At 71.5% G+C, this 19698-nt stretch carries 11 protein-coding genes; 6 read left to right on the top strand and 5 right to left on the bottom strand.

The window, feature by feature from the left end; translation table 11 throughout:
* Positions 1 to 75: 75 nt before the first annotated feature.
* A complete protein-coding gene (locus ACWGIG_RS22780; protein ID WP_453323481.1) occupies positions 76 to 1767 on the top strand; it encodes a sensor histidine kinase in 1692 nt (563 codons plus the stop codon).
* Here ACWGIG_RS22780 and glgP read toward each other — a convergent pair.
* Positions 1733 to 4372, bottom strand: a complete 2640-nt coding sequence (gene glgP, locus ACWGIG_RS22785; RefSeq protein ID WP_453323482.1) for an alpha-glucan family phosphorylase — start codon at positions 4370 to 4372, stop codon at positions 1733 to 1735. The two genes, ACWGIG_RS22780 and glgP, sit on opposite strands and share 35 nt — an antisense overlap.
* A 566-nt stretch (positions 4373 to 4938) precedes the next feature.
* Between glgP and ACWGIG_RS22790 the strand changes: the two genes are divergently transcribed.
* The 5 genes from ACWGIG_RS22790 to glgB all read left to right on the top strand — a co-directional run bounded on the left by ACWGIG_RS22790 (position 4939) and on the right by glgB (position 14375).
* The gene (locus ACWGIG_RS22790; RefSeq protein ID WP_453323483.1) at positions 4939 to 6174 is read left to right on the top strand and encodes a S8 family peptidase; all 1236 of its coding nucleotides are present in this window, start codon (positions 4939 to 4941) and stop codon (positions 6172 to 6174) included.
* A gap of 324 nt (positions 6175 to 6498) precedes the next feature.
* Positions 6499 to 8523, top strand: a complete 2025-nt coding sequence (locus ACWGIG_RS22795) for an alpha-1,4-glucan--maltose-1-phosphate maltosyltransferase (RefSeq protein ID WP_453323484.1) — start codon at positions 6499 to 6501, stop codon at positions 8521 to 8523.
* On the top strand, positions 8520 to 10268 hold the full coding sequence (gene treS, locus ACWGIG_RS22800) for a maltose alpha-D-glucosyltransferase (RefSeq protein ID WP_453323485.1): 1749 nt from the start codon (positions 8520 to 8522) through the stop codon (positions 10266 to 10268). Before ACWGIG_RS22795 ends, treS begins: the two co-directional genes overlap by 4 nt.
* 152 nt (positions 10269 to 10420) lie before the next feature.
* Positions 10421 to 11890 (top strand): maltokinase N-terminal cap-like domain-containing protein, encoded by a 1470-nt coding sequence (locus ACWGIG_RS22805; protein ID WP_453323486.1) that lies wholly within the window; start codon positions 10421 to 10423, stop codon positions 11888 to 11890.
* 58 nt (positions 11891 to 11948) lie between these two features.
* Complete coding sequence (gene glgB, locus ACWGIG_RS22810) at positions 11949 to 14375, top strand: 1,4-alpha-glucan branching enzyme (protein ID WP_453323487.1); 2427 nt, start codon at positions 11949 to 11951, stop codon at positions 14373 to 14375.
* Here the strand turns inward: glgB and ACWGIG_RS22815 are convergent.
* The 4 genes from ACWGIG_RS22815 to ACWGIG_RS22830 all read right to left on the bottom strand — a co-directional run bounded on the left by ACWGIG_RS22815 (position 14362) and on the right by ACWGIG_RS22830 (position 19603).
* Entirely contained in the window at positions 14362 to 16716 is a 2355-nt protein-coding gene (locus ACWGIG_RS22815) for a HelD family protein (protein ID WP_453323491.1), read from the bottom strand. The genes glgB and ACWGIG_RS22815 overlap by 14 nt on opposite strands.
* Before the next feature lie 197 nt (positions 16717 to 16913).
* Positions 16914 to 17255: an STAS domain-containing protein gene (locus ACWGIG_RS22820; RefSeq protein WP_453323488.1), complete on the bottom strand. Its 342-nt coding sequence runs from the start codon at positions 17253 to 17255 to the stop codon at positions 16914 to 16916.
* Positions 17256 to 17418: 163 nt separating this feature from the next.
* Positions 17419 to 18141, bottom strand: a complete 723-nt coding sequence (locus tag ACWGIG_RS22825; RefSeq protein WP_453323489.1) for an ANTAR domain-containing protein — start codon at positions 18139 to 18141, stop codon at positions 17419 to 17421.
* A 106-nt stretch (positions 18142 to 18247) separates the two neighbouring features.
* The gene (locus tag ACWGIG_RS22830; RefSeq protein WP_453323490.1) at positions 18248 to 19603 is read right to left on the bottom strand and encodes an SUKH-4 family immunity protein; all 1356 of its coding nucleotides are present in this window, start codon (positions 19601 to 19603) and stop codon (positions 18248 to 18250) included.
* Positions 19604 to 19698: the final 95 nt, after the last annotated feature.

The following is a 19698-nucleotide window of genomic DNA, read 5'->3' on the forward strand; positions in this document are numbered from 1 at the left end:
GCCCGGGACCGTCGGCGGTCCCGGGCACCACTTTCGTATCTGGTCCGTCGACCGCCCGCCGCATACGTTTCCCGCATGCGTGCCCTCTCCGCCCTGCGCCGTGCCACCCGCCGCGAACTGCTGCTCGACCTCGTCCTGTGGGTCTGCCTGAGCTTCTTCGTCACGATGAAGGAGGACCCGAACGACGGCGGGTCCTGGCCGCAGATGGCCGCCGGGGTCGCCGCGCTCGGCCTCGGTGTCCTGCTGTGCCGCCGCGCGCCGCTGGTCTCGCTGACGGTGACGGTGGTGTGCAGTGTCCTCCGCAGCCCGGAGCTGTTCACCCAGTCGTACACCGTCGCGATGTGCCTCTTCGCCTTCCTCGCGGGCCGCCGCGACGCCCGGGTGCGGCCCGCCGTGCTGGTCTTCGCCGGGTACGCGACGGCAGGGCTCGCGCTGAGCCTGACGTACGACGACAAGCTGTGGGTGTGGTTCGCCCAGCTGACGTCGCTGCTGCTCCAGGTCGTGGTGCCGTGGCTGATCGGCCGGTACGTCCGCCGGTACGCACAACTCGTCGCCGACGGCTGGGAGTTGGCCGACCGGATGGAACGCGAACAGCAGGCCGTCGCGGACCGCGAGCGGCTGCGCGAGCGGTCCCGGATCGCGGGCGACATGCACGACTCGCTCGGCCACGACCTGTCCCTGATCGCGGTACGGGCCGCCGCCCTGGAAGTCAGCCGCGCACTGCCACGGGCCGAGCAGGAAGCGGCCGGTGAGCTGCGCCGGGCCGCCGCCGATGCCACGGCCCGGCTGCGGGACATCGTCGGAGTGCTGCGGGCGGACGACGAGTCCGCCCCGACGACACCCGCCGACGAGACGGTGAGGGAGCTGGTGGAACGGGCCGCAGCATCCGGCCTCACCGTCGAACTCACCGAGATCGGCAGCGAGTTGCCCCTGCCCCCGATGGCCGCCCGGGCCGTCCACCGGGTCGCCCAGGAAGCCCTGACGAACGCGACGAAACACGCTCCGGGCGCACCGGTACGGGTCCTCCTCACCCGGGACGAGAAAGCGCGGTCGACGGCCGTGCAGGTCACCAACCCACCCGCCCCCGAACCCCCTTCACCGGATCCCACCTCCGGCGGTACGGGCCTGGTCGGCCTGGACGAGCGAGTACGGCTCGCGGGCGGCACACTGACCCACGGCCCGACAGGGGACGGCGGCTTCGAGGTGACCGCCCGCCTCCCCCTGGCCGGAACACCACGGCCACTGGCGACGCAAGCCCCGGTCGCGGCAACGGAGTTGAGCCGGGCCCGCAGTCACGTACGGCGCGGCCTGGTGCAGGCGATCGTCGCCCCGACGGTGGTGGTCGCGGTGCTCGGGGCACTGATGCTGGGCTACCAGGAGTACGGGGCGTCCCGGTCGGTGCTCACCGAGGACCAGTACGACCGGGCGGAGCTCGGCCGGCAGCGGTCCGCCCTGGAGGCGCACCTGCCCGACCACCCCCTGGACGGCCCACCGGCGGGCATCGGCCCCGAACCCGCCGGAGCCGACGACTGCACGTACTACCGCACCGACCGCTTCGAGCTCACCCCCGTGTACCGCCTGTGCTACACGGCTGCTGTCCTCACCTTCAAGGACCTCGTGGATGATGTTCCGCGGGAAGAGGAGAGGCTCAGGGGCGCGGGGCTCTGCCGGGCATGCGGCTCCGCCGCGTGGGCGCGACCGGCCCCAACGCACCCGCACACAACCCCCGCCGCTACCTCATCAGCACCCCCGCCCCCTCCCCCGTAGCCTCGGTCGGCATCACGACCAACCCCAGGTCCGCCCCGCCGGCCAGCAACCTGTGCGCGGGCAGCACCCGAACCGTGTACCCGTACGGCCCCGTACGGTCGAGGGCGAGCGGCCCCTCATACGTCCACCGGCCTTCGAGGTCGGGCCCCGCCACCGGCTTCAGCGGAAAGACCTGCGCCCCGGCGATCCGATCCTCGGAATCCACGCGCCCCGCGACAGCCTGCACCTCGACGTCGTCGGGCCCGAGATCCCCCAGCCCCGCCCGCACGCGCAGCGACAGCGTGGAGCCCAGTTCGGCCGTGCCGTTGACGGCCGTGGGGGCGAGCGCCTCGACGTGGTCGACGGCGACACCCGACCACGCACCCCGCACCCGTGCCTTCCAGGCGGCCAGCTCCCTCGCCGCGTCCGGCCCGAGCGCCCGATGGGCGCGGGCGGCGGGTGTGTACAGCCGCTCCACGTACTCGCGCACCATCCGCCCGGCCAGCACCTTGGGTCCCAGTGTCACCAGGGTCTGCCGGACCATCTCGATCCAGCGGTCGGGCAGCTGCTCCCGCCCCTTCTCGTAGAAGCGGGGGGCGACCCGCTGCTCGATCAGTTCGTAGAGGCCGTTCGCCTCCAGGTCGTCGCGGCGGTCCTCGTCGGTGGCGACGCCGTCGGCGGTGGGGATGGCCCACCCGAAGTCCGGCTCGAACCACTCGTCCCACCAGCCGTCCAGTACGGACAGGTTGAGACAGCCGTTGAGCGCGGCCTTCATCCCGCTCGTACCGCACGCCTCCAACGGCCGCAGCGGGTTGTTCAGCCAGACGTCACACCCCGGGTACAGCTTCTGCGCCATCCGCATCCCGTAGTCGGGGAGGAAGACGATCCGGTGCCTGACCCGGGGATCGTCCGCGAACCGCACCAGCTCCTGCACGAGCCTCTTCCCGCCGTCGTCGGCCGGGTGGGCCTTGCCCGCGACGACGATCTGGATGGGCCGGTCCGGGTGCAGCAGCAGCTCCATCAGCCGGTCGCGGTCCCGCAGCATGAGGGTGAGGCGTTTGTACGAGGGGACGCGGCGCGCGAAGCCGATGGTGAGGACATCGGGGTCGAGCACTCCGTCGATCCACCCCAACTCGGCGTCCACAGCGCCCCGTTGCAGCCACGAGGCCCGCAGCCTGCCCCGCACCTCGTGCACCAGGTTTTCCCGCAGGGTCCGGCGCAGCTCCCAGATCTCGCCGTCCGGGATGTCGGCGACGGCGTCCCAGCGGTCCGAGCCGCCGACGGACAGCGCGTCCTCGGTGCGGCCCGCCCCGATCTGCTTGGCGCCCAGCCGGACGACTGCGGGATCCACCCAGGTGGGGGCGTGCACGCCGTTGGTGACGGAGGTGATCGGCACCTCCTCGGGGTCGAAGCCGGGCCACAGCCCGGCGAACATTTCCCTGCTCACGGAGGAGTGCAGCACGGAGACGCCGTTGGCGCGCCGGGCGAGGCGCAGGCCCATGACGGCCATGTTGAAGAGGTTGGGCTCGCCGCCGGGGTAGGTCTCCATGCCGAGCTGGAGGACCCGCTCGACGTCGATCCCCGCGAGTTCGCCGTCGTCGCCGAAGTGATGGGCGACGAGCTCGCGGTCGAAGCGGTCGATGCCGGCCGGGACGGGGGTGTGGGTGGTGAAGACGGTCCCGGCCCGCACGGATTCCAGCGCGGCGTCGAAGCCGAGCCCCGTGCCGCCGAGTTCGCGGATGCGCTCCAGACCGAGGAAGCCGGCGTGGCCCTCGTTGGTGTGGAACACCTCGGGCTCCGGATGCCCGGTGATCCGGCAGTACGCACGCACCGCACGCACCCCGCCGATGCCCAGCAGCATCTCCTGCAGCAGCCGGTGCTCGCTGCCGCCTCCGTACAGCCGGTCGGTGACGTCCCGTTCCCCCGCCCCGTTCTCCTCCACGTCGGAGTCCAGCATCAGCAGCGGTACGCGCCCCACGCGCGCCTGCCAGACGTTCGCCCGCAGCGAGCGCCCGCCGGCCAGCCGCAGCGAGATCCGGCACGGGCTCCCGTCCGCCTCCCTGAGCAGGCTCACCGGCAGCTCGTTGGGGTCGAGCACCGGGTAGTGCTCCTGCTGCCAGCCGTCCCGGGAGAGCGACTGGCGGAAGTAGCCGTGCCGGTAGAGCAGGCCGACGCCGATGAGCGGCACGCCGAGGTCGCTGGCGGCCTTGAGATGGTCCCCGGCGAGGATGCCGAGGCCGCCGGAGTACTGCGGCAGCGCGGCCGTCACACCGAACTCGGGCGAGAAGTACGCGATGGACGAGGGCAGTTCGGCCCCTTCCCGCTCCTCCTGCCCCTGGTACCAGCGGTGCCCGCCCACATAGTCGGCGAGGTCGTCGGCGACGGCACCGAGCCGCCGCAGGAACCGCCGGTCCCCGGCCAGCGCGGCCAGCCGCTCGGCGGACACGGTCCCCAGCAGCCGCACCGGATCCTCCCCCGAGGCCCGCCAGCCCTCCGGGTCGACGGCCCGGAACAGCTCCCGGGTCTCGGTGTGCCAGGACCAGCGCAGATTGCGGGCGAGATCGCTGAGCGGCCTCAGCGGGTCGGGGAGGACAGGACGCACGGTGAACCGACGGATTGCCTTCACCAGGACCTCCCAAGGGGGCGGCGCACTCCACCGACGTGGGCACGATGTGCGGGTGCGTAGCGAGAACCAGGCACGCACAACTCCTTATCGTCTGCCGTTCAACCCGGGCTGGTTTCAACCCGGCCGGTGCTGATCGCGGAAGACCCGACGTTCCGCCGGGACATCGGGCAGCGTGAGTCGGGAATCCCCTTGCCACAGTCGGGGCGGATTCAATTGACCACCTTCGCAGGGGGGAGCGGTTTCCTGGCGCGCCACTCCAAGGCGCGCCCGTTCGCTTCCCGACGGTAGTTCCGTTCCCCCTCCCAGTGCCACGGCGCACACCCGGCGGGCGGGGGCCGGGAGCGTGCGGAAGTGCTGCCGCGAGCCGCCCGGCACATTCCCCCCACGAGCGATATGGCCGATTCCGCCCCTCCGGTGGTCTTGTTGCGGTTCACACCGCACGAGAGGCTGACAAGTGCGCGCGCTGCGGACGTGTGGGGGGATTCGGCGGACCACCGGATCGAACCGGGCCCCGATCGGGTCGACTGCGTGGTGCGGGCGTCGGATCGAGGAGGGGAACCTCGCACATGGCACTGTCGCGTCGTCATCGCATGCGGCTGGCCGGAGCCGCCGCCGTCACCACGGCGGCGGTCCTTTCGGCCGTCTCGCTGCCCGGCCGGGCCACCGCAGCCGCTGGCGCCCCGGGGGCCGAGGGGCGAATACCGGGGGCCGGATCGGCCGGTTCCGTGAGCAACAGCTACCTCGTCACTCTCAGGAGCGGAGCGGGGGGCGTCGAGGCTCCGTCCGCGGCGGGCCGGGCCGTCGCCGCGAAGTACGGGGCGAAAATCCGCCACACGTACAGCAGCGCCCTCAACGGGTATGCGGTGCGGGCGAGTTCGGCGCAGGCCGGGCGGCTCGCCGCGGACCCCCGGGTGGCTTCGGTGGCCCAGGACACCACCGTGTCACTGCGGCACACCCAGCAGGACCCGCCGTCCTGGGGTCTTGACCGGATCGACCAGGACGACCGGCCGCTGGACAGGTCGTACACCTGGCCCGAGAGCGCCGGTGCGGGTGTCCACGTGTATGTCATCGACACCGGAATCCGCACCTCCCACCAGGACTTCGGCGGGCGGGCGTCGGACGGCTGGGACTTCGTGCAGAACGACGCGGTCGCCCAGGACGAGAACGGCCACGGCACGCATGTGTCCGGGACCGCGGTGGGCGGGGCGTACGGCGTGGCGAAGAAGGCCGACGTCGTGGGTGTGCGGGTGCTCGACGCCGCGGGGTCGGGGACGACGGCCCAGGTCATCGCCGGAATCGACTGGGTGGCCAAGAACGCCAGGAAGCCCGCCGTGGCCAACCTGAGTCTGGGCGGCGTGGCCAACGTCCAGCTCGACGCCGCGGTGCGCAACGCGATCCGGTCGGGGGTGACCTTCGTGGTCGCGGCCGGGAACGACGCTCTGCCCGCGAGCCTCTACTCACCGGGCCGCGTCCAGGAGGCCGTCACGGTCGGCGCGAGCGACGCCGAGGACGGCCGGGCGGTCTTCTCCAACTGGGGCAGCAGGCTCGACCTGTTCGCCCCCGGGGTGGGCATCACGTCGGCGGTGCACACCGGTGACACCGCCAGGGACACCTTCTCGGGCACCTCGATGGCGTCCCCGCACGTGGCCGGTGCGGCGGCGCTCTACCTCGCCGATCACGCGTGGGCCCCGCCCGCCGACGTCGGCAAGGCGCTCACCGACCGCGCGGTCACGGGCAAGGTGCGGGGGGCCGGACTCGGCTCGCCGAACCGACTGCTTCAGGTCAACAACCCCCGGCCGTGAGACACAAGGGGCAGCACATCGGCATGTATGGCTGAAGGTTGAGCAAGCGGGTCCCGTCGGGAACGGCGGGGCCCCCTTTGTTTTCCACCTTGTGCTTCACCCTCGCTTTTCGCCTCGTCACGCCTTGCACGCGCCGTTACGCGGCGGTAGTTAACACGGCACCGGATTGACGCCGGGAGGTGTGGGGGAAGCCTCCCCCGGTACCCGTGAAGTGAGCACCCGCACATCCCGTGTCCCGCAAGTCGAGCACGGAGAGCGACGAGCAGCTACAAAGAGTGCACTCTGCCGAGAGCCCCGTTGAGCATCGACCCCACAGGTGAGCCCATGATCGGTCGTATCCCCGTCCTGGACGTCCTTCCCGCTGTCGACCGCGGGCGAAGGCCGGCCAAGGCGGTGGCAGGAGAAACGTTCCAGGTCTCCGCCACCGTCTTCCGTGAAGGCCATGAAGCCGTGGCCGCCAATGTGGTCCTCCTCGATCCCGCGGGGCGCCCCGGCCCCTGGACTCCGATGCGTGAACTCGCCCCCGGCACCGACCGCTGGGGAGCCGATGTGACCCCCGACGCCACGGGCATGTGGTCGTACGTCGTCGAGGCGTGGGGGGATCCCGTCTCGACCTGGCGCCACCACGCCGGGATCAAGATCCCGGCCGGCCAGGACACCGAGCTCGTCCTCACCGAGGGCGCCCAGCTGTACGAACGGGCCGCCGACGGAGTGCCGAAGAAGGACGGGCGCGAGGCCGTGCTCGCCGCCGCGGACGCCCTGCGCGACGCCCTGCGCCCCGCCGCCGCCCGGCTCGCCGCCGCCCTCGCCCCCGAGGTCGACACCGCCCTGCGCCGGTACCCGCTGCGCGAACCCCTTTCCACCTCCGATCCCTTGCCGTTGCTGGTCGAACGGCCGCGCGCGCTCTTCGGTTCCTGGTACGAGTTCTTTCCGCGCTCCGAGGGCGCAAGAGCACCCGAAGGTGGCCTTCCGCAGCGGAGCGGAACGTTCCGTACCGCCGCGAAGCGCCTGCCCGCCGTCGCCGCCATGGGCTTCGACGTGATCTATCTGCCGCCCGTCCACCCCATCGGGACCACCCACCGCAAGGGCCCCAACAACACGCTCTCCGCGACCGAGGCGGACGTCGGCGTGCCCTGGGCGATCGGTTCCGCCGACGGCGGTCACGACGCCGTCCACCCGGACCTCGGCACCTTCGACGACTTCGACCACTTCGTCGCCACCGCCCGCGACCTGCGCATGGAGGTGGCCCTCGACTTCGCCCTCCAGTGCTCCCCCGACCACCCCTGGGTCACCGAGCACCCCGAGTGGTTCCACCACCGGGCCGACGGCACGATCGCGTACGCCGAGAACCCGCCGAAGAAGTACCAGGACATCTATCCGATCGCCTTCGACCGGGACATGGAGGGGCTGGTCGCCGAGACGCTGCGCATCCTGCGCCTGTGGATGGGCCACGGCGTGCGGATCTTCCGGGTCGACAACCCGCACACCAAGCCGGTCGTCTTCTGGGAGCGGGTGCTCGGCGAGATCAACCGCACCGACCCCGACGTGATCTTCCTGGCCGAGGCGTTCACCAGGCCCGCGATGATGCGCACCCTGGGAGCCATCGGTTTCCAGCAGTCGTACACCTACTTCACCTGGCGCAACACCAAGCAGGAACTCACGGACTACGCCCTGGAGTTGGCGCACGAGACGGCCTCGTACATGCGCCCCAACTTCTTCGTGAACACCCCCGACATCCTGCACGCCTACCTCCAGCACGGCGGACGCCCGGCCTTCGAGGTGCGGGCCGTGCTGGCCGCGACCATGTCGCCGTCCTGGGGCGTGTACGCGGGCTACGAACTGTGCGAGAACACTCCGGTCCGAGGCGGCAGCGAGGAGTACCTGTACTCCGAGAAGTACCAGCTCAAGCCGCGCGACTGGGAGGCCGCCGAGCGCGAGGGCCAGTCCATCGCCCCCCTGATCACCACCCTCAACCGGCTGCGGCGCCACCACCGCGCGCTCCAGCAGCTGCGGGACATCCACTTCCACCCCACGGACAACGACGCGGTGATCGCGTATTCGAAGCGCGGTACGACGAGCAGCACGGAATCCACCGGGGGTGATGGAGCCTCGAACACCGTTCTGGTGGTCGTGAACCTCGACCCTCACCACACCCAGGAGGCCACGGTCTCGTTGGACATGCCGGCACTCGGCCACGACTGGCACAGTGTCGTCCCGGTGCGCGACGAGCTCACCGGCGAGACCTACCACTGGGGCAGGGCCAGCTACGTGCGCCTTGAGCCTGGCCACGCGCCTGCGCACATCGTGACCCTGCGACCGTCCCCGCTGACCGGAGGGTCACCCACATGATCGTCAACGAGCCCGTCCACGACACCTTCGAGGACACCCCCGCCAAGGACCGTGACCCCGAGTGGTTCAAGCGCGCGGTCTTCTACGAAGTCCTCGTCCGGTCCTTCCAGGACAGCAACGGCGACGGAGTAGGGGACCTGAAGGGAATCACCGCCAAGCTGGACTACCTCCAGTGGCTGGGCGTCGACTGCCTCTGGCTGCCGCCGTTCTTCATGTCGCCGCTGCGCGACGGCGGCTACGACGTCTCCAACTACACGGCCGTGCTCCCGGAGTTCGGCGATCTCGCCGACTTCGTCGAGTTCGTCGACGCCACGCACCAGCGCGGCATGCGCGTCATCATCGACTTCGTCATGAACCACACGAGCGACCAGCACGAGTGGTTCCAGCAGTCCCGCAGCGACCCCGAAGGTCCTTACGGCGACTACTACGTCTGGGCCGACGACGACAAGCAGTACCAGGACGCCCGCATCATCTTCGTCGACACGGAGACCTCCAACTGGACCTTCGACCCGGTGCGCAAGCAGTACTACTGGCACCGCTTCTTCTCGCACCAGCCGGACCTCAACTACGAGAACCCGATGGTGCAGGAGGAGATCATCTCCGCCCTGCGGTTCTGGCTGGACCTGGGCATCGACGGCTTCCGCCTCGACGCGGTGCCGTACCTGTACCAGCAGGAGGACACCAACTGCGAGAACCTGCCGCAGACCCACGAGTTCCTCAAGCGGGTCCGGGAGGAGATCGACGCCTCGTACCCGGACACGGTGCTCCTCGCCGAGGCCAACCAGTGGCCGGAGGACGTCGTCGACTACTTCGGCGACTTCGAGAAGGGCGGGGACGAGTGCCACATGGCGTTCCACTTCCCCGTCATGCCGCGCATCTTCATGGCGGTGCGCCGCGAGTCGCGCTACCCGGTCTCGGAGATCCTCGCCAAGACCCCGGCGATCCCGTCCAGCGCCCAGTGGGGCATCTTCCTGCGCAACCACGACGAGCTCACCCTCGAAATGGTCACGGACGAAGAGCGCGACTACATGTACGCGGAGTACGCCAAGGACCCGCGGATGCGCGCCAACATCGGCATCCGTCGGCGCCTCGCACCCCTCCTGGACAACGACCGCAACCAGATCGAGCTGTTCACCGCCCTGCTGCTGTCCCTGCCCGGCTCGCCGATCCTCTATTACGGGGACGAGATCGGCATGGGCGACAACATCTGGCTCGGCGACCGCGACGCGGTACGCACCCCGATGCAGTGGACGCCCGACCGGAACGCCGGATTCTCCTCCTGCGACCCCGGCCGGCTCTCCCTCCCGACGATCATGGACCCGGTCTACGGCTACCAGGTGACCAATGTCGAGGCCTCCATGACCTCGCCGTCGTCGCTGCTGCACTGGACCCGGCGCATGATCGAGATCCGCAAGCAGAACCCGGCGTTCGGGCTCGGGTCCTACACCGAGCTCCCGTCGTCGAACCCGGCCGTGCTCGCCTTCCTGCGCGAGGCCCCCTCCTCCGTCGAGGGCGAGGACGACCTGGTGCTGTGCGTGCACAACTTCTCGCGGTTCGCCCAGCCCACCGAGCTCGACCTGCAGATGTTCAACGGCCGCAATCCGGTCGAGCTGATCGGCGGGGTGCGCTTCCCCGCGATCGGCGAGCTGCCGTACCTGCTGACCCTTGCGGGACACGGCTTCTACTGGTTCCGGCTGCGCGCGAGCCAGACCTCGCTGGTCCGGCCGCCGAAGCCGAAGCGCTGAGGGCGGGGCCCTCGGCGACCGGTTTCCACCGCCCCGCCGGGGGCACCCTCCCCCTCATACGCGTACCCGACACGTCCCGTACAACCGGACAGCTTTGCCGTAATCCGGGACACTCTGTGCATTCCGTGTGCCCGGGGAAAGGACGCGATGCCATGTCGGAGGCTGCTTCCGCCTCGCCGCTCACCTCTCCACTGACGTCACCGCCCGTCCCGCACGCCTCGTCCGCACTGCTCGCCTCGCTGGCCCCGCTGCTGCACGCATGGCTGCCCCGGCAGCGCTGGTTCGCGGGCAAGGGGCGCCCGGTGGCCGCCTTCACCCTGGTGTCGGCGACGGAGCTGCTGCCGCTGACCGGCTCGCCCGGCCTGCTCCATCTGCTCGTACGGGCGCAGCAGCCCATGGTGGCCGCGCAGGTCCCCGGCTCCGCGCCGCCCGTCGACTGCTACCAGGTGTTCCTCGGAGTGCGCAGGTCGCTGCCGCCCGCGCTCGCACCCGCGCTGATCGGCCGGGTGCAGGAGGGACCGCTGTCCGGGTACACCGTGTACGAGGGCCTCGCCGACCCGAAGCTGGCCGGGCTGCTCCTGGAGCGGCTGCGGGTGCCGGGCACCATGGGCTCCCTGCGGTTCGACAAGGACCCCGACGCGGCCCTCCCGGCCGGGTCCACCGCACGCCCCCTGGATGCGGAGCAGTCCAACTCCTCACTGGTGTACGGGAATTCATACATCCTGAAGGTCTTCCGAAGGCTCCACCCGGGGGCCAACCCCGATCTGGAACTCCCGCTCGCCCTCGCCCGCGAGGGGTGTGCGCGGGTACCGGCCCCGGTCGCCTGGTTCGAGGGGGCGAACCCTGACGACCCCTTCGAGCCGTTCACGCTCGGCCTGCTCCAGCCCTTCCTGGCCGGAGCCAGGGACGGCTGGCAGCTGGCTCTCGAATCGCTCTCCACCGGCCGGGAATTCGCCCCGGAGGCAAGGGAGCTGGGCCAGGTCGTCGCCGAGGTGCACACCGCGCTCGCCGACGCCCTGCCGACGCTCACGCTCGGCCGCCCGCAGGCGGAGGCCGTCGCGGACAAGATGGCCGAGCGGCTGGAGGCGGCGGTCCAGGCGGTGCCCGCCCTGCTGCCGTACGCGCCGGGCCTGCGCTCCGCCTTCGAGGCGGTACGGAAACTGGGCGGAGCGGAACCGGCCGTCACCGCCCAGCGCGTGCACGGCGATCTGCACCTGGGCCAGACGCTGCTCGGCCGCGACGGCGAGTGGTCGGTGATCGACTTCGAGGGCGAGCCCGCGAAACCGATCACCGAACGCCGCCACCCGCAGCCCGTCGTCCGCGACGTGGCGGGCATGCTGCGCTCCTTCGACTACGCGGCGCACATGGTTCCCCGAGCTCTCGGCTCCGCCCGGGCAGGGGAGAGCCCGTCACCGTGGAACCCGCAGTGGGCGGACCGCTGCCGCACCGCCTTCTGCGAGGGGTACGCGGCGGCCTCCGGCACCGACCCGCGCGAGATGCCCGTCCTGCTGCGGGCGTACGAGACCGACAAGGCCGTCTACGAGGTGCTGTACGAGGCACGGCACCGGCCGGACTGGCTGCCGGTGCCGATGGCAGCGGTGCGGCGTCTGGCAACTCCCTGACCGTACAAGCCCGTTGAGCCCACCCGGCTCCCCTGCCGTTCCTGAGGAGGACGCACCCGTGACCCCCCGTCCCACCCCTGACCCCGACGCTCCCCGCCCGCCCCGCCGCACCGCGCCGGGGGCCACGGCTCCCAAGACGCCGAACCCGAGGGCGGCGAAGGCCGGGAAGCCGGCGCGGGCCGGGGAACCCGCGAAGACCGGGACGTCCGCGTCCCCGGCACCACTCCCCGGCCACGGCGTGCGGCCCGCGCTCCCGCTCGGCGGCGAGGAGCGGGCCCGGCTGCTGGCGGGGACCCACCACGACCCGCACGGCATCCTCGGCGCGCATCCCGAACCCGCCACGGCCGTCCCGGACGCCACGGATACCCGGGACGCTCCGGAACCCCCCGGCCACGGCGTCCGGTTCCGGGTGCTGCGGCCCTACGCGAAGGCGGTCGGCATCCTCGTGGACGGGGTGGACGCCCCACTCCTGGACGAGGGCGACGGGTTCTTCGGCGGGGTGCTGCCGCTCGCCGGTGTCGCCCCGTACCGGCTGCGGGTCACGTACGACGACAACGAGATCACGGTCGAGGACCCGTACCGCTTCCTGCCCGCGCTCGGCGACCTCGATCTGCACCTGATCGGCGAGGGCCGGCACGAGGAGCTGTGGAAGGCGCTCGGCGCCGAGCCGATGACCCACCAGGGCGCCACCGGCACCCGCTTCACCGTGTGGGCGCCCAACGCGCTCGGTGTCCGCGTCGTCGGCGACTTCAACTACTGGGACGGCACCGGGTGTCCGATGCGCTCGCTCGGTGGCACCGGGATCTGGGAGCTCTTTCTCCCCGAGGTCGGCGAGGGTTCGCTGTACAAGTTCCAGATCACCCGCCCCGACGGCTCGCACACCATGCGCGCCGACCCGATGGCCCGGCAGGCGGAGGTGCCGCCCGCGAACGCGTCGGTCGTCACCGCCGCGCACCACGAGTGGCAGGACGACGCGTGGATGGCCTCGCGCGCCGCACGCCCGGTGCACGAGGCGCCGTTCTCCGTGTACGAGGTGCACCTGGCGTCCTGGCGGCCCGGCCTGACGTACCGCCAGCTGGCCGAACAACTCCCCACCTACGTGTCCGACCTGGGCTTCACGCACATCGAGCTGATGCCGGTCGCCGAGCACCCGTACGGCGGCTCCTGGGGCTACCAGGTGACCGGGTTCTACGCGCCGACCTCCCGGATGGGCGGCCCGGACGACTTCCGCTTCCTGGTGGACGCCCTGCACCGGGCCGAAATCGGCGTGATCATGGACTGGGTGCCCGCGCACTTCCCGCGCGACGACTGGGCGCTCGCCGAGTTCGACGGCCGCACGCTGTACGAGCACGAGGACCCGCTGAAGTCCGCGCACCCCGACTGGGGCACCCTCGAATTCGACTACGGCCGCACCGAGGTCCGCAACTTCCTGGTGGCGAACGCCAGTTACTGGTGCGAGGAGTTCCACATCGACGGCCTGCGGGTCGACGCGGTCGCCTCGATGCTCTACCTCGACTACTCGCGCGAGGAGGGCCAGTGGGTGCCCAACGAGCACGGCGGCCGGGAGAACCTCGACGCCGTCGCCTTCCTCCAGGAGATGAACGCCACCGTCTACCGCCGCAACCCCGGCGTCGTCACCATCGCCGAGGAGTCCACCGCCTGGGACGGCGTCACCCGCGCCACCCACCACATCGGTCCTGGCGGCTTCGGCGGGCTCGGCTTCGGGCTGAAGTGGAACATGGGGTGGATGCACGACTCCCTCGGCTACGCGTCGAAGGAGCCCGTGCACCGCAAGTACCACCACCACGAGATGACCTTCTCGATGGTCTACGCGTACAGCGAGAACTACGTCCTGCCGATCTCCCACGACGAGGTCGTGCACGGCAAGCGCTCCCTGGTGGGCAAGATGCCCGGCGACTGGTGGCAGCAGCGCGCGACGCACCGCGCCTACCTCGGCTTCATGTGGGCCCACCCGGGCAAGCAACTCCTTTTCATGGGGCAGGAGTTCGCGCAGGGCGCCGAGTGGTCGGAGGCGCACGGCCCCGACTGGTGGCTGCTCGATCCGTCGTACGGCGCCGAGGCCGACCACCGGGGCGTACGCGACCTGGTCCGCGACCTGAACACCCGCTACCGCGCGGAGCCGGCCCTGTGGGAGCGCGACACCGACCCCCAGGGCTTCGCCTGGGTGGAGGGCGACGCCGCCGAGGACAACGTGTTCGCCTTCCTTCGGTACGACGCCGCGGGGAACCCGCTGCTCGCCGTCTCCCACTTCTCGCCGGTCGTACGGCAGGAGTACCGGATCGGCGTCCCCGACGACGTACCGGCGTGGACGGAGGTCCTGAGCACGGACGCGGAGCGCTACGGCGGCAGCGGCATCCACCACCCTGAGCCGCTGAAGCCGGAGTCGGTCCCCCACCACGGCCGCCCGGCGAGCATCCGGATCACGCTGCCACCGCTGGCGACGGTCTGGTTCAGGCCTGCGTGACGGTCGGCGTGGCGGTCGGCGTGAGGGCTCGCAGGAAGCCGGTCCCGCCGGTGTGGACCAGGCCGAGCTGCTGAGTCGCCCTGGTCAGAGCCACGTACAGATCGCCCCGGCCGCGCGGCGAGCCGGACCTGATCAGGTCCGGCTCCGCCACGATCACCGTGTCGAACTCCAGGCCCTTCGCCTGGTGCGGGGTCAGCAGGACGACCGGGGCGGTGAGGTCGGGTTCCGTACCGTACGAGGCCGAGGGGATCGCCGCCGCGATGCCGGGCAGCAGCTCCGCCGGAGCGACGACCGCCAGCCGGCCGGAGGTCTCCGCGTCCGCCACCGCCGCCGCGACCGTACGGGGCAGCTCCCCGGCGGTCGTGGCGCGCGTCCAGGGCTCGACGCCCGTGGAACGTACCGAACTCGGCGGTTCGAAGGAGGGGTCGGCGGTGCGCATCACGCGGGCCGCCAGCTCCATGATCTCCGCCGGGGTGCGGTAGTTCACGCCGAGCCGGGTGTGCTCGAAGCGACTCCCGACGTACGGGTCGAGGATCTCCTTCCAGGAGCCGCAGCCCGCCGCGTCACCGGTCTGCGCCGGGTCTCCGACCAGGGTCATCGACCGGGTCGGACAGCGCCGCATCAGCAGCCGCCACGCCATCGCGGACAGCTCCTGCGCCTCGTCCACGATGATGTGGCCGAACGCCCAGGTGCGGTCGGCGGCGGCGCGGGCGGCGGCGCTGCGGTGGTCGGCCTCGTCGTGGCGCTCCGCGAACCGCTCGGCGTCGATGATGTCGTGCGCCGAGAGCAGCTCGGAGTCCTCGTCCTCGACGTCCTCGAACTCGTAGGTGCGCGAGCCGTACGACACGTCCAGCACGCCCTGCGCGTACGCCACCCGCTCCTCGTACGCGCGGGCGGCCGCGGCCCGGGCCGCGTGGTCGTCCTCGCCGAGCAGTTCGGCGGCCTCGTCGAGGAGGGGTACGTCGGCGGGCGTCCAGGCACCGGTCGCGGCGCGCCGGATCAACTCGGCGTCCGCGTCCGGAAGACGGGTCGGGGACTCCAGGAATTCGGTGATCAGCTGCTGCGGGGTGAGGTGCGGCCACAGGCCGTCGATCGCGGCGACGACGTCCGGGTTGGCGGCGATCTCCTTGCCGAGCTGCTCGATGTCGGCGGGGGCGAGGATGTTCTCGTCCGGGCCCAGGTCCTCGCCCAGCTCCTCGGCGATGGCCTCGTACGGCTCCCGTCCGATGCGGTCGGCGAGCTGTGCGGTGAGGGCGTCCAGGAGGTGCCGGCCGAAGTGGGCGCGGGCCAGGTTGTGCGGCAGCTCCGTCGCGCGGGCCTGGTGGCGGGCGTCCTCGGCCATGGCGCGCTCCAGGTGGAGCGTGTACTGCTCGTGCGCGATCTCCAGGACGGTGTCGGGGGCGTCCTGCCGGTCCCGGACGACCTGGGCGAGTACGTCCGCCATGCCCGCGCCGCCCTTGACCGCGGCCGCCTCGGGGGTGTCGGTCGCGGTGGCGGTGACACCGGGGAAGAGCTCGCCCGTGGTGGCGAGCAGGACGCCGGTCTCACCGAGCGAGGGCAGGACGTCGCCGATGTAGCCGAGGAAGGCCGGGTTGGGGCCGACCACCAGGACGGCGCGCCTGGCCAGCTGCTCGCGGTGCGCGTAGAGGAGGTAGGCGGCGCGGTGCAGGGCGACGGCGGTCTTGCCGGTGCCCGGGCCGCCCTCGACGACGAGGACACCGCGGTGCGGGGCGCGGATGATGCGGTCCTGCTCGGCCTGGATGGTCTGCACGATGTCGGCCATGCGTCCGGTGCGGGCGCCGTTCAGGGCGGCGAGCAGGACGGCGTCGCCGCTGGGGTCCTCGTGGCCGGTGCGGTCGGTGTCGCGCAGGTCGAGGATCTCGTCGTGCAGCGCGGTGACGGTCCGGCCGCGGGTGGTGAGGTGCCGGCGGCGGCGCAGGCCCATCGGGGAATGTCCGGTGGCGAGGTAGAAGGGGCGGGCGATCGGGGCACGCCAGTCGATCAGCAAAGGGCTGCGTTCGGCGTCGTCGCGGCGGATTCCCGTACGGCCGATGTGGTGGGTGGCGGCGGCCTCCGTGCCGTCCGGTCCTTCGCTCTCCGCGCCTTCTGCGGCGTCCGCTCCGGAATGGAAGTCGAGGCGGCCGAAGCAGAGTCCGGATTCCACGGAATTCAGCGCGGACAGCGCTCCGGACCGTTCCGCCACGGTCACCTCGCGCTCCACTCGCCCCTGCTGACCGGTGCCGTTCTGGGCGAGCGAGCCCTGTACGGCGACCTCGGCCCGCCCCCGGAGCACGTCGAGCCGCTCGTAGAGCTCATCAAGGAATTGCTGCTCGTGACGCAGCTCCTGGGATTCCCGGGTTGACACTTCCTGGGTTGACAAGTCTTCCCCCACTGGGTTACGGTGTCGGTATCTCGCTTCCCCATGACCTTTTTTGGATGCAGTCATGGAAACGCCCAATATACGCAGAGAAATACCCCGGCTGTCAATTGCGCCGGGGTATTTCTTTTGCGCGCATGCGCACCCACCGGGCGGTGCGGTCAGCCCTCCGGAAGCGTCTCGACGAAGTCCAGCGGCACCATCACCTCCACGTACCGCAGGATCCTGAGCGTGCGGCGGTCGGGGCAGTGGAGCGCGAACTCACCGCCCCAGCGTGCGACCTGGCCCCGCACCCGGAGCAGCAGGGCGAGGCCGCTGCAGTCCATGAAGGTGACCTGGCGGAGGTCGACGACGGTGCGGGGCGGATGGTGCGTCAGGGCCCGGTCGATCTGCGGGCCCCACTGGAGCGAGGCGAAGAGGTCCAGTTCACCGGCCAGGACCACGACGAGGGCGCTCCCCGCGCGGCGTGCCTCGACGGCCTTCTCGACGGTTGATTCCGACATGCATGACACCCCAGGTACTCAAACTGATCACCGGTCTGCGGTAGTTGATCGACGCACCGGGGTCTGGGATGGCCTCCACGAACGTAAGCAACACCGTCCGCGCAGAATCGGTTACCCTTCCAGGCTTAACTCGTACGAGTGAAATCAAGCCAACTGGATTGACTCATCGGGGCGGTAGCCGCAGCCTGCCCTCGACCACGTCGAGGGCGACCTCCTTGAGCTTGCGCTGCCTGGACCGCGCGTAGGCGCGCAACGGCTGGAACGCCGCGTCGGGGTGCACGCCCCACTGGACGGCCAGGATTCCCTTGGCCTGCTCGATGGCGACCCGGCTGGTCAGCGCGGTGCGCAGCCCCTCGGCCGAGCGGGTGAGGTGCCAGAGGTTCCGGGACTGGCTCAGGGACAGCACGGCGATGTCCGCGAGCCGCTGGGCCAGTTCGAGCTCCGCGCGCACCGGCAGTTCCTCGTGTCCGTACACCTGCCAGGTGCCGAGCCGCTCCTTGCGGCGGCGCAGCGGCAGGACGGCGGCCTTGAAGATGCCGTGCTCCATGGCCCGGGAGCAGAATTCGGGCCACCGGTCGGCCGCTTCCCGCAGATCGACCCCGTACTGCGGTTCGCCCGAGCGGTACGCGTCGACGCAGGGGCCCTCCCGGCGTTCCGCCGCGAGGAGTTCCAGCAGTTCGGACGCCTCGTCGGAGCCCGAGGCGACGCGCAGCACACCGCCCTCGTCGGCCAGCATGGTGCCCACGGCCGGCACGTCGAGCAGCTCGGCGCCGCGGGAGCAGAACTCCCGGAGGAATTCCGTCACTTCGGGTTCGTCGAGCATCAGCTCGGCCAGGCCGACCGAGGCGTCCAGCCAGCGGCGTTCCCGGCCCACGTGCGTCGCCATCGTGCGTCACCTCATGCCGCTGGGGGTTCCCCTGGTACGGGCTCATACCCGCGGCGGACCGGACCATGGGCGGTCGGGGGTTTCGAACCCGCTCCGTCTTCTGTCCTCAGTACCCGTAGACGGTGAGGACGGTGATCGTGGCGAAGACCTGGTCCCAGACCTCCCGGGACGGTGCGTCGTCGGCGAACGCCTCGGGGTCCAGGTCCTGCATCCGGCTCTCGTACTCGAACTCCGCGCCCGACTCGTCGGGGTAGGGGTCCCAGCTCGCGTTCATGTACCGGCGGAGGTTCTCCAGGAACAGCGTGAAGGTCTCCACGTCGCGCGAGAGGTACCCGGCGGAGCCGTCGTCGCCCGCCGCGTCGCCCGCATGGACCGCGTCGCCCGCGTCGCCTCCGTCGGGGTGGGCGAGGTGCACGACGCCGGTGGTGCGGTGGACGCACACTTCCCGGTCGTCGCCGTCGCCGAGGTCCAGGTGGCCGAAGCCGAGCAGGTCGGGGTCGCCGTCCAGCGGCTCGACCGCGGTGAACGGGGAGAAGCTGGAGACCCCGCCCGCCCACCAGCCGGGTATGCCGACCTCGGCGAGGAACGTGCGGGTCGGGCCGTGCTCCAGGGCGGCGGGCAGCTCGGACTCGGGGAAGCGGCGCACCTCGTCCCCGAACGCGGCGCGCATCCTGGCGGCCGTGAGCGGCGGGTCCAGGTCCGGGCCGGGCGCTCCGTCGAGGTGGGGGTGGGGGCCGCCGCCCTCCGCCGATTCGTACGACGCGCCGCCGGCGGGCCAGTCGGCCAGGGCGTCGGGGTGCAGGCGCAGTACGGCGACGCCGTGCTCGTCCTGGAGGAGGTAGCGGCCTGCCGTGTCGAGGGGGGCCGTGTACTCCCAGGTGGGCGGGACGCGGAGGGCGGGGGCTGCCGGATCGGTGTCGAAGAGGACCGGCAGCGCGTCCTGGGCCTCCCGCCCCGGGCCGTGGCGCTCCGTCTCGTCGGCGGGCGGGGTGGGGACGCTCTCGCCGGTGTGGGCGTCGAAGCAGCGGCCGTCGCACCACAGCCCGTCCACCTTGATCAGCTCCCGCCCGCGGTGGATCAGCTGGCCCGCGTCGGCGTCACCGCTGAGGTTGGGCTCGGCCACGTAGTGCCCGGCCGGGCGCCACCAGGCCCACTCCGTGCTCCACGGCATGCCGGGGGCGGCGGCCGCGATCCGCGCCGCGTACTCCCCGTATCCCTGGATCGTCGCGGCGAAGTGCAGCCAGGAGGCGAATTCGGCGCGCGGCACGTCCGCCGCACCGAATATGGTCTCGGCCTGCCGGAAGACGCGCCGGCCCTGCTCGGCGGCTGCCGACTCCCGCTGCCGCGTGGACAGTTCGTCCCGTACGACCGAGCGGTCGGCGTGCAGCAGGGCCGCCGGGTCCGCGAGCAGGGTGTCCAGCGTGCGGGCGTGGTGCATGGCCTGATCTCCCCGTGGGTCCATGGAGATCATCCTGACATCCGGCACTGACAATCCGGCGCTGAGGATCCGGCACTGACAATCCGGCATTGTCCAAGGGGTCCGGGGCCCGTCACGGG

Source organism: Streptomyces sp. NPDC054863 (assembly GCF_053610825.1).